This is a genomic window from Sphaerotilus sp. (assembly GCF_041083715.1).
Classification (GTDB): Bacteria; Pseudomonadota; Gammaproteobacteria; order Burkholderiales; family Burkholderiaceae_C; genus Sphaerotilus.
Genome location: NZ_JBFPGY010000127.1, coordinates 1 through 10,758 on the forward strand (window position 1 = coordinate 1; position 10,758 = coordinate 10,758).

The following is a 10,758-nucleotide window of genomic DNA, read 5'->3' on the forward strand; positions in this document are numbered from 1 at the left end:
CGCTGCTGCCCGGCATCACGCTGATGGCGCAGCGCGCAGGCGTGCCGATCCAGACAGTGCTGATCGAGACCGACTCCCCCTACGCCGGCAAAGGCTGGCCGCTGTGGCGGTTGCCACCGCTGCCGGTGGTGTTCCGCGTGCGGCTGGGCGAGCGCTTCGCCCCCGACACCGACCACGAGGCCCTGCGCCAGCGGCTGCAAGCCTATTTCACGAAGGAACTCGCCCGGTGACCACACCCTCGCGCACCCACGCGGTGATCATCCCCAGCTACAACACCGGCGCCAAGGTGTACGACACCGTGCGCGAGGCCCGCGCGCAGTGGGCGCCGGTCTGGGTCGTCGTCGATGGCAGCGACGACGGCACCGCCGACGGTCTGCGCGCGATGGCGGCCCAGGACCCGCAGCTCCACCTGATCGTGCTGCCCGAGAACCGCGGCAAGGGCGCCGCCGTGCTGACCGGCCTGCTCGCCGCACGCGCCGCGGGCATCACCCACGCCCTGGCGATGGACTCCGACGGCCAGCATCCGGCCGACCTGATCCCCGCGTTCATGCAGCGCTCGCAGGTGCAGCCGGACGCGATGGTGCTGGGCCGGCCGGTGTTCGATGCCTCGGCGCCGCTGCTGCGCGTGCGCGGGCGGCGCATCTCCAATGGCTGGACCGATCTGGAAACACTGGGCGCCGGCATCGGCGATTCGCTCTACGGGTTTCGTGTCTACCCGGTCGCCGACCTGATCGCGGTGATGCGCCACCAGCCATGGATGCGGCGCTTCGACTTCGACACCGAAGCAGTGGTGCGGCTGGCGTGGCGCGGCGTCGCGCCAGTCAATGTGGATGCACCGGTGAAATACCTGCGCCCGGAGGACGGCGGCGTCTCGCATTTCCATTACGTGCGCGACAACGTGCTGCTGACCTGGATGCACAGCCGGCTGGTGCTGGAATTCGTGCTGCGCCTGCCCTGGCTGGTGGCTCGACGGCTGAGACGGCGGCCGCCGTTCCACCTGCTCGAACGTTGAGCGGATGCCACCCGTGGTTCGACATCGTTCCGGATACCGAATTGCGGGAATCTTTCAGGTGTGCTGCTGGTCAGGTCTGCGCCCGATGGGCACACTGGCAGCCCACCCACCCAAGAGATCCGAATGAGCCGAGACACTGCCGACCCCTCCCGCCGACGCGTTCTGGCCGCCGCCGCGCTTGCCCCGCTGCTGCCAGCGCTGGGGGCGCTGGGCGGCTGCGCATCGGCCCCGCTGTCGCCGATCGAGGCCAAGGAAACCACCGACCCGGCCGCGCTGGCCCTGTTCAACGACTGCGCCGCCGCGCACGGACTGCCCGCCTGGCGCCGCGTGAAGGATCTCAACGTGAGCTACAGCGGCGAATGGCGCCCGCTGGTCGGCCGCCTCCAGCCTGAACTCACCGACACCCGTTTCCGCGGCAGCTCCCAGGAGCGGCTGCTGCCGGCCGAGGGCCTGATCGCCCAGACCCACATCGGCCCGAGTGGCCACAAGCAGGTCGTGCGCCGGATGGGCCAGGACGCGGTCGCCGGCGATGTGCAGGTCTGGTACAACGGCCGCCCCACCACGGACGAGCCGCTGCGCCAGGCCTCGGCGCTGGTGGCCGACAGCTACCGGCTGTTCCTCCTCGGCCCGCTCGCGCTGGTCGACCGGCCGCAGGTGATGAAACTGGCCGGCCTGGAGCAGGTCGACGACTACGCCTGCGAACGGCTGATGGTGCGGCTGGTGCCAGGGCTGGGCTTCTCGCCGGTGGAGCAGCTCGTGCTGTGCATCGACCGGCGCACCCGCCTGATGCGGCGCGTGCGCTTCACGCTGGAAGGGCTGGCGTCCACCCGCGGCGCGGTCGCCGAGGTGGACGTGTCGGACTTCCAGAATTTCCAGGGCATCGAGTGGCCGACGCGCTTCCAGGAGCGTCTGCGCAAGCCCATCCCGCACCTGCCGGTGCACGACTGGCAGCTCACCGGGCTCGACCTCAACCGCGGCTGGAGCGCCGCGGACATCACCGGTTCACAGCTTGCGGGCGTGGCGAAAACGGCTGCAAAGGCGCTGCCGGGGAGCAATCCGGTCCTGAGCTGAGCACCCGGTCGCCGCGCAGGGCCGGCAGCCAGCGCCGCAGCATCGGCGTGGTGACGATGGTGGAGAACACCGCCATCAGCACCAGCATCGTGAACACCTCCCGGCCGATCACGCCCAGGTCGTGGCCGACGTTGATGATGATCAGCTCCATCAGCGCGCGCGTGTTCATCAGGATGCCGACCAGCTTCGCCGCCTGCGGCGACAGCCCGGCCACCCGTGCCGCCAGTGCACAGCCGCCGAACTTGCCCAGCGTCGCCAGCGCGATCAGCAGGCTGCACCAGCCCCAGGCCGCACCACTCGACAGCGCGCCGATGTCGGTGCGCAGGCCCGTGTAGGTGAAGAAGATCGGCAGGAAGAACACCTGCACGAAGCTGCCGACCTTCCCCTGCCAGGCGTCGGCGAAGTCGCGCTGGCGGTGCAGCAGCACGCCGGCCATGAAGCCGCCGAAGATCGCGAAGATGCCGAGCTGGTAGGTGCACATGCCCATCGCGAACACCACGGCGATGACGACACCCATCAGGGTCGGGCCGAGCGTGCCGCCGTCCGCCGCCATGCGGGCACGGGCAAAGCGCTCCAGCGGCGGGCGGACCACCACCCAGGACAGCACGCCGAAGCCGATCACCAGCGCCACCTCCCGCGTGAAGGCACCGGCCGAAAACGCCGCGGTGCTCAGCGCCGTGACCAGCGCCAGCAGCAGCCAGCCCACCACGTCGTTGATGGCGGCGGCGCTGATGGCGATGACGCCCAGCGGCGTGCGGGTCAGGTCGAACTCGATCAGGATGCGGCCGAGGATGGGCAGCGCGGTGATCGAGAACGCCGTGCCGACAAACAGCGCGAACGCCAGCCGCGGCGCGCCGGCCACCTGGTACACCGCGGGCAAGCCCCACGCGAAGCCGACACCCAGCCCGAACGGCGCCACCAGTCCCGCCAGCGCCACCCACCACACCGCGCGCCGGTTGCGCCGCTCGGCGAGGTGGCCGAAGTCGAACTCCAGCCCGATCTGGAACATCAGCAGCAACAGGCCGATCTGCGACAGGATGGTCAGCGTCTGCGGCGGGCTGGAGCGGAAGACCAGCGCGAACAGCTCCGGCGCCAGCGCCCCGAACAGCGACGGCCCGAGCAGCAGCCCGGTGACGATCTCGCCCACCGCCGCCGATTGCCCCAGCCGCCGCGCCACCACCCCGCCCAGTCGCCCGGCCAGCACGATGACGACGAGCTGCATCAGCACCGAGAACAGCAGCGCCTCGGTGGCATGGACCCCGGCCACGCGCGCCGCGGCGGACGCCGCCAATGCCACGGACTCGACCGTCATCCGACCATCCCGCCGTTGACCGAGATCACCTGCCCGCTGATGTAGCCGGCGTCCGGCCCGGCCAGGAAGGCCACCAGCGCGGCCACTTCGTCCGGCGTGCCGGCACGCTTGGCCGGCACCAGCTGCGCGATGGCCTGGGCGTCGAACGCTGCGTCCGCCATCGCCGAGGCGATGATGCCGGGCGCGACCACGTTGACCGTGATACCGCGGCTGGCGAGTTCCATCGACAGCGCCTTGCTCGCCGAGTGCAGCGCGCCCTTGGCGGCGGCGTAGTTGACCTGCCCGCGGTTGCCCGCCACGGCCGCGACCGAGCTGAGGCTGATGATGCGGCCCCAGCGGGTGCGGATCATGGGCATCGTCAGCGGCTGGGTGACGTGGAAGAAGCCGTTCAGCGAGACGTCGATCACCCGGTGCCACTGCTCGGCGCGCATGCCGGGGAACACGGCGTCGTCGTGGATGCCGGCGTTGTTGACCAGCACCTGGACCGGACCGGCCTCCAGCAGCGCGGTCAGCGCGGCACGGCTGCCATCGGCATCGGTGACATCGAAGGCCACGGCTTCGGCCGAGCCACCGTCGGCGCGGATCTGCGCGGCCACGGCCTCGGCTTCCGACAGGCGGGTGTTGGCGTGGGCGATGACGTGCAGGCCGTCGCGGGCCAGCCGCAGCGCGATGGCGCGACCGAGGTCGCCGCTGGCGCCGGTGACGAGGGCTCGTTTCATGGGCAAGACTCGGGTTCGGGTTCGAGGACGACCGTCAGCCGGCCCTCGGCGACGGGCAGGCCACCGTGCGTGACGGTGAAGGCGTAGAGCCACTGGCGCGCGTCGCCCGCCTGGCGTTCGGCGGTGATGGTCAGCGGGCCGGGCAGATCGTCGAGGCGCAGCCGGTGGAACTGCACCGCGCGCGCACTGGCCAGCAGGCCGCCCCGCACCCCTGTGCCGGACGCCGATGCGGTCAACCCGCCGTGCAGCGCGGCGGCTTGCGCGGCGTATTCGATGGCAGCGGGCGCGAGCAGGCCGCCCGCGCTGCGCAGCGGGTGGTCGGGTGCGGTGTGGCCGGTGGCGGTGCAGCGGATCGTCGCCGCGTCCCAGGCCTGCAGCGTGTCGAGCAGCGACATGCGGCCGGCGTGCGGCACCAGCGCGCGGATGCCGGCCGCGTCGAGCAGTGGTGCCGCGGCCGGGGTCATGCCGGCACCACGTCGATCACGAGCACCAGCGGCGGCGCCGCAGCGATCACCACCGTGGCCGCCACGCCTCGGGCGAGTGCTTCGAGCAGCGGCAGCGCCCGCGCCGCAGGGATCTGCTGGCGCAGCGTCTCCAGCGCGGCCTCGCGGCACGGCGTTTCCGGCGGCGCCTGATCGGCAGGACACAGCGCCACGCGCAAGGTGGCTCCAGTCGCGGGCTGGAGCCCGGGCACCGGCTCGGGCGCCAGCACCAGCGCCACGCCCAGCGTGTCGGGCAGGCGGCGCAGCGTGTGCAGCGGCTCGGGGTACGGCGTGTCGCTGGCCACCAGCAGCAGCGGCGCGCGCGCGGCGTGCACCTGCGTCAGCGCGGCGATCAGGCCGGCGCCGAAGCTGGCGTCGAAGGCGCACAGGCTGGTCGAAGCGGCGCGGCTGCCCACGGCGATGTGCCAGTAGCCCGCAGGCGCGTTGTGGACCGAGTTGGTGAAGCGGGTCGGTGACACCAGCCGATCGGCGGGGTTCGGGCTGGCGAGCGTCTCGCACAGCGTGTGGCAGTTGGTGCCGTCGCCGCTGGACGAGGTGAAGACGCTGCCGAGGGTCTGCGGATCGACGCCAGCATCGGCACAAGCGGCGTCGGCCACCGCCATCGCGATCTTGATCGCGGTCCCTGCACGGCGGCGCTCGGCGGCCGGCAGCCGCTGCGACGGCGGAACCACCGATGCCACCGGCTGGCAAGCCATGCTGCCCTGCAGCACCGCCTGCGCCGCCGCCCACGACACCAGCCCTGGCCCGATCAGACCAACGCCCTGCACCACGACGGAAAGGGTTGTCACCGCCATCACGCCGCCCCCAGCACGAGGCTCGCGTTCGAGCCGCCGAAGCCGAACGAGTTGCTCAGCACCCGCTGCAGTGGCGCCAGCCGGTTCTCGGTCAGGTAAGCCGCATGCAGGGCCGGATCGCGAGCGCGCAGGTTCAGCCCGCCCGGCATGCGCCCGTCGCGCAGCGCCAGCAGCGACAGCACCGCCTCGACGCCGCCCGCCGCGCCCAGCGTGTGGCCCGTGGCGCCCTTGGTGGAGCTGCAGGGCACGCCCGTGCCGAACACGGCGCTCACCGCGCGGTCCTCGGCGGCGTCGTTGTTGGGCGTGGCGGTGCCGTGCAGGTTGATGTAGTCGATCTGCGCAGACACGAGGCCCGCTTCGGCCAGCGCCTGGCGCATCGCGGCGATGGCGCCGAGGCCTTCGGGGTGGGGTGAACTCATGTGGTGACCGTCGTTGCTCTCGCCGACGCCGAGCAGGTGGCCGGCTGGCGCCTGGCCCGGCACCGCCTCGCGCTGCAGCAGCGCAAACGCCGCCGCCTCGCCCAGCGAGAGGCCGCTGCGCCCGGCATCCCAGGGGCGGCAGACCTCGGGCGACAGCAGTTCGAGCGAATGGAAGCCGTACAGCGTCGTCAGGCACAGGCTGTCCACACCGCCGACGATGGCGGCATCGGCCCAGCCGGCGTCGATCAGCCGCGCCGCGTCGCCGAAGACCTTGGCGCTCGACGAACAGGCGGTGGAGACGACCCAGGCCGGCCCGGTGACGCCCAGTGCGGTGCGCACGAAGTCGGCCAGCGCGCAGGTGTTGTGCGTCTGCGCGTAGTGGAAATCGGCCGGCAGCACACCATCGGCGCCGCGGTGGCGGTAGGCCAGCTCGGTGTCGAGGATGCCGGACGTGCTGGTGCCGAGCAGCACGGCCACGCGGTGGGCGCCCCAGCGGGCGCGGGCAGCGGCCACGGCCTGGACGAAGCCGTCCTGCTGCAGCCCGCGCCAGGCGAGGCGGTGGTTGCGGCAGTCGAAGTCGGACAGGCTGGCGGGCAAGGCCACGGCATCCAGCCCGTCGACGGCGCCGATCCAGCCGGGCAGCGTCACGTCGCCGAAGACACAGGGCTGCAGGCCGGAGCGGCCGGCGGCCACCGCGTCGGCATGGGCCGTGCAGCCGGCGCCGAGCGCGGTGGTGAGCGTGGCGTGGGTGATGGGCAGGGGCCTTCTGGGCAACGGCGTCATGCAGCGGCTCCCTCGCGGCGCTGCGCCACCAGCAGCACGTTGGCGAACAGCGTGCCCTGGCTCATCGGCCGCGCCTCGACCTGCAGGCCCAGCGCGCACAGCCGCTCGGTCCACGCCGACACCGGACGGCCCTGCACCGGTGGTGCGCCCCGCCGCAGACGGCTCACGACCCGGTCGACCCAGCGGCTGAAGGCGTATCCCCAATGCGCCTCGGCATCGCCCACCCGCAGCAGCAGCCGCCCGCCAGGCGCGAGCGCCGCACAGGCCCGCGCCAGCACGGCCTCCTGCGCCGCGGCCGGCAGGTAGTGCAGCACGTCGAGGAGCACCACCGTGTCCGACACCGGGAAATCCTGCGTCCGCACGTCCGCGCAGACGATCGTCGCGCCCGAGGTCACGAGCGCCGCACGTGCACGCCCGGCGTCCCGCGCCAGCAGCTCGATGCCGGTGTAGCGCACCGGTCCGCAGGCCTGCAGCAGACTGCCGAGCAGCCCCTGGCCGCAGCCCAGGTCGAGCACCCGCGCCCCCGCAGGCACCAGATCCGCCTCGACCAGATGGCGGAACACCGGGTCCAGCCCCAGCTTGCCGCGCGCGAACTGCCAGGCGTAGCGGCCGGCGGGTCGGTACGGCGCGCTGGCGCGGTCCAGCAGGGCGCGCCAGGCGAGGTCGGCGGCAGGCAGCATCGTCAACGGCATCGAAGTCGTGTTCATGGGGTGGTTCGCAGCGCCTCGGGAACGGTCACGGGCCGCAGCCCGGCCTGTCGGAAGGTGTCCAGCAGCGCCGGCAGCACGGCCAGGATCACCGGACGGCCATCGGGCAGGCGGGCGGCGTGGCCGTCGTGCAGCAGCAGGATGTCGCCGGCAGCCAGCCCGCGGGTCAGGCGGTCGAGCACCTGCTGCGGATCGGTGGTGCGGGTGTCGTAGGCGCGGCGGGTCCAGCTCGTCAGCGTCAGGCCCAGGCGGTGCAGCACAGGCGCGAGGAAGGGATTGCGCAGACCGGCCGGCGCGCGGAACAGCGTCGGCGCCTCGCCGGTCAGCGTGGTGAAGGTGGCCTGGGCGGCCTCCAGCTCAAGGGCGAAGCCGCGCGGACCGAGCAGCGAGAAGGTGTGGCGGTGGTGCTGGCTGTGGTTCTGCACGCTGTGGCCGCGGCGGCGGATCTCGTGCAGCAGCGCGGGGTGCGCCGCCGCGCGGTCGGCGATGCAGAAGAAGGTGGCCTTCGCGCCGGCCGCATCCAGCTGGTCGAGCACGGCGGGCGTGACCTCGGGATCGGGACCATCGTCGATGGTCAGCGCCACCTCACGCCGTGCGACCGCTGCGGGGGGCAGGCGCAGCAGGTTGGGGCCGAGCGCCGTCGAGCGCGGCCAGAGTCCGCAGGCGGTGAGCACGCCATGGTTCAGCGCCAGCGCCGCCAGCACCCAGGGCCAGCGGGCGGGTGCGCTCAGCAGGAGCAGGACGGCGCCCAGGTGGAGGACCGCGCTGGCTTGCAGCAGCGGCGGCAGCGGCCAGGGCGTCGGAGGCATCGACGGAGATCGAAGCGGCGGCGGCATGACGGGCATGGACAGGGACGGATCAACGGGGCTGCGCAGGGGTCTGCGTGCGGTCGATTCTCCCATGCCGCCCCTGCATGGGCATGAAAGCGGCCGACAAGGCCAGCGCCAGCAGCGCCCCTGGCGCCACGGCCTGCCCCACGGCGGCCAGCGCCGGCACCGACGCCGTGGCGAGCAGGCCGAACGAGACGACGGTGGTCACGTTGGCCATCAGCAGCGAGGCCAGCGTGTCGGCGTCGGGGCCGTCGGCCGTGCCCAGGCCCGCCACCGCCTGCAGGTGGTCGAAGAACAGCGCGTAGTTCGACCCCACCGCGGCCACCAGCAGCAGCCCCACCAGGTGCAGGATGCCCAGCGCCTGTCCGGACAGCGTCAGCCCGGCCAGCACCAGCACCACGCTGGCCACCAGCGGCAGCAGCACCCGCCCGAGCCGCCGCACCGAGCGCAGGTGCCACGCCAGCAGCGCCACGACCGCCAGCGCGCCGAGGCCCGCCTGCCAGCGGGCCTGCTGCAGGTAGTGGGCGTAGAGCGCATCCAGCTCGGCGCCGATCTGCACCACGCGGGTGTCGGGCAGACCCTGCAGCGCGCTGCGCAGCCGCGCCGCGTCCACACCGGCCGCGGCCGGCGCCTGCAGGTTCAGCAGCACCGTCCATGGCCGCCCCGCCCCGCCCGGCGTGAGCTGTGCCTGCACGGCGCTGGCCAGCGCAGGCGCGGCTGTCCGCAGACCGGCCAGCGTGACCGGCGCGAGCAGACGCTGCGCCTGCACCTCCTCGATGAACGGGCCGAGCCTGTCCACCGGCAGCGGCCCGCCCTCGGCGGCCTGCGCCAGCCGCGCGCGCAGCACGCCCGCCTCGGGCAGCGCGGCACGGCGGCCCAGTTGCGTCGCCGGACTCGGCAGCAGCCGCGCAGGCGAGTCGTAGCCGAGCAAGGCCCCCTGCGCCACCAGCGCATCGAGCCGGGCGCCGGCCTGTTCGGCGCGCTGCAGCGCGGTGGCCTCGTCCGGCGCCTCGACGGCGACCAGCGTGCCGGCTTCGGACGCACCCAGGTCGGCGCGCAGCGAGGCTTCCAGCGCCAGTGCGTCGGGCGACACCGGGCTCAGTGCGGCCAGCGTGCCGCGCCACGGCGATGGCAAGACCGCCAGCAGGCCGGCGGCGACCAGCGTCAACGACAGCAGCGGCCGGCGCCAGCGCGGCAAGGCCATGCACAGCTCCGCCGTCATCCGCCCGAGCGCCACGCGCAGGCCCTGCCCCGGACTGCCCCGCGGCGCGAGCACGGGCAGCACGTGGCGTGTCGTCAGCGCCGCCGCCACCAGCCCGCTCATCGAGAACACGCCCAGCTGCGCCAGCCCCGCGAAGCCCGACAATGCCAGCGCCGCGAACCCCGCCAGCGAGGTCCACAGCCCGAGCCGCACGGTCGGCCAGCGGCTGCGCTGCCACTGCGCATGGCCACCCGCGCGGGCCTGCACGAGGTAGTAGATCGCGTAGTCGACCGCCTCGCCGATCAGCGTGGTGCCGAAGCCGAGCGTCATGCCGTGGACCTGCCCGAAGCCGAGGTCCACCGCGACGATGCCCGCCAGCACGCCACTGGCCACCGGCAGCAGCGCGATGCCCAGCGCCCGCAAGGAGCCGAACGCCACCAGCAGCAGCGCGACCATGGCCACCGTGCCGGCGGTGGCCAGGCGCTCGACCTCGCCCTGGATGCGTGTCCGCGACGCGACGCCGAACACGCCCGGCCCGCTCAGCTCCAGCGTCAGGCTCGGCGCGCTGGCCGCCAGCGCCGCGAAGCGCTCGCGCACCAGCGCCTGCGCCCTGGCCTGTCCGTCCAGATCGCCACCGTCGGCACGCACCGTCGCCAGCAGCAGCGCCCGCGGCTGTTCGCGCGACACCCACACGCCGCCGTCGCTGCGCGGCGCGTTGGCCGGCAGCATCGCCTCGGCCATGCGCACCGTCTCGCCGGTCGGGTCGCGCCAGAGCAGCGGCTTGATCGACACACCGGCCGGCGTGCCCAGCAGCGCGACGGTGTCGGCGATGCCCTCGCGCAGGCCGTCCACCGTGAAGCGCTCGGCGCTGACCGCCGGGCTGAGCAGGTAGCGGTGGTGGAACAGGAATTCACCGGTGGCAGCGTCCGCGGCGTGGTCGCCGTTGTGGACCGCCTCGAACAGGCCGCTGCCACGCAGCGCCTCGGCCAACCGCAGCGAGGCCGCGGTCCGCTGCGCCGGCTCACCGCCGCGCAGGCCGATCATCAGCACACGCGCGGTCGCGCCGTTCTGCAGCTGCGCCATCAGCACACGCTGCGCGCCGGTCGGCGCCGCGGGCAGGAAGGCGGACAGGTCGGCCACATACGTCGCCCGCACGCAGCCCCACACCGCCAGCGCCATCAGCGCCAGCCACGCCCACAGCGCCCGGGACCGCAGGCCGCTCACGGGTTGCGCTCGGCGGTCACCGGCTCGATCTGCATGACCGAGCGGTCGCCGTCGGTCATCGTGATCTGCACCTCGCGCAGCTGGCCCTGCCGGCCGCTGACGCGCACCTGCGCCACCTGCCCGCGCAGCCGGGCGTCGCGGGGCACGAGGTCCAGGCTCCAGCGCTCGGCGCCGCCGAGCAGC

The 10,758-nt window shown here is 73.5% G+C and carries 11 protein-coding genes and 1 pseudogene; 3 read left to right on the plus strand and 9 right to left on the minus strand.

The window, feature by feature from the left end; all coding sequences use genetic code 11:
- The 3 genes and pseudogenes from AB3X43_RS05970 to AB3X43_RS05980 all read left to right on the plus strand — a co-directional run.
- Positions 1-230: pseudogene (locus AB3X43_RS05970) on the plus strand (1-acyl-sn-glycerol-3-phosphate acyltransferase); the annotation flags it as partial.
- On the plus strand, positions 227-1,012 hold the full coding sequence (locus AB3X43_RS05975) for a glycosyltransferase family 2 protein (protein WP_369428952.1): 786 nt from the start codon (positions 227-229) through the stop codon (positions 1,010-1,012). The pseudogene AB3X43_RS05970 and the gene AB3X43_RS05975, both read left to right, overlap by 4 nt.
- 123 nt (positions 1,013-1,135) lie before the next feature.
- A complete protein-coding gene (locus tag AB3X43_RS05980; RefSeq protein ID WP_369428953.1) occupies positions 1,136-2,083 on the plus strand; it encodes a hypothetical protein in 948 nt (315 codons plus the stop codon).
- Here AB3X43_RS05980 and AB3X43_RS05985 read toward each other — a convergent pair.
- From AB3X43_RS05985 to AB3X43_RS06025, 9 genes are all read right to left on the minus strand, one after another.
- The gene (locus tag AB3X43_RS05985) at positions 2,007-3,395 is read right to left on the minus strand and encodes a cation:proton antiporter (RefSeq protein WP_369428954.1); all 1,389 of its coding nucleotides are present in this window, start codon (positions 3,393-3,395) and stop codon (positions 2,007-2,009) included. The genes AB3X43_RS05980 and AB3X43_RS05985 overlap by 77 nt on opposite strands.
- Positions 3,392-4,114, minus strand: a complete 723-nt coding sequence (fabG, locus tag AB3X43_RS05990; RefSeq protein ID WP_369428955.1) for a 3-oxoacyl-ACP reductase FabG — start codon at positions 4,112-4,114, stop codon at positions 3,392-3,394. Before fabG ends, AB3X43_RS05985 begins: the two co-directional genes overlap by 4 nt.
- A complete protein-coding gene (locus AB3X43_RS05995; RefSeq protein WP_369428956.1) occupies positions 4,111-4,578 on the minus strand; it encodes a hotdog family protein in 468 nt (155 codons plus the stop codon). Before AB3X43_RS05995 ends, fabG begins: the two co-directional genes overlap by 4 nt.
- The gene (locus AB3X43_RS06000; protein WP_369428957.1) at positions 4,575-5,411 is read right to left on the minus strand and encodes a beta-ketoacyl synthase chain length factor; all 837 of its coding nucleotides are present in this window, start codon (positions 5,409-5,411) and stop codon (positions 4,575-4,577) included. The genes AB3X43_RS05995 and AB3X43_RS06000 overlap by 4 nt, the downstream gene beginning before the upstream one ends.
- The gene (locus AB3X43_RS06005; protein ID WP_369428958.1) at positions 5,411-6,613 is read right to left on the minus strand and encodes a beta-ketoacyl-[acyl-carrier-protein] synthase family protein; all 1,203 of its coding nucleotides are present in this window, start codon (positions 6,611-6,613) and stop codon (positions 5,411-5,413) included. The genes AB3X43_RS06000 and AB3X43_RS06005 overlap by 1 nt, the downstream gene beginning before the upstream one ends.
- Positions 6,610-7,320 carry a class I SAM-dependent methyltransferase gene (locus tag AB3X43_RS06010; RefSeq protein WP_369428959.1) on the minus strand — a complete coding sequence of 237 codons (711 nt, stop codon included), beginning with the start codon at positions 7,318-7,320 and terminating at the stop codon, positions 6,610-6,612. Before AB3X43_RS06010 ends, AB3X43_RS06005 begins: the two co-directional genes overlap by 4 nt.
- Entirely contained in the window at positions 7,317-8,129 is an 813-nt protein-coding gene (locus AB3X43_RS06015) for a polysaccharide deacetylase family protein (RefSeq protein ID WP_369428960.1), read from the minus strand. Before AB3X43_RS06015 ends, AB3X43_RS06010 begins: the two co-directional genes overlap by 4 nt.
- Before the next feature lie 49 nt (positions 8,130-8,178).
- The gene (locus AB3X43_RS06020; protein WP_369428961.1) at positions 8,179-10,575 is read right to left on the minus strand and encodes an MMPL family transporter; all 2,397 of its coding nucleotides are present in this window, start codon (positions 10,573-10,575) and stop codon (positions 8,179-8,181) included.
- The coding region (locus AB3X43_RS06025) for a LolA-related protein (protein ID WP_369428962.1) at positions 10,572-10,758 on the minus strand (187 nt) is incomplete at its 5' end. The genes AB3X43_RS06020 and AB3X43_RS06025, both read right to left, overlap by 4 nt.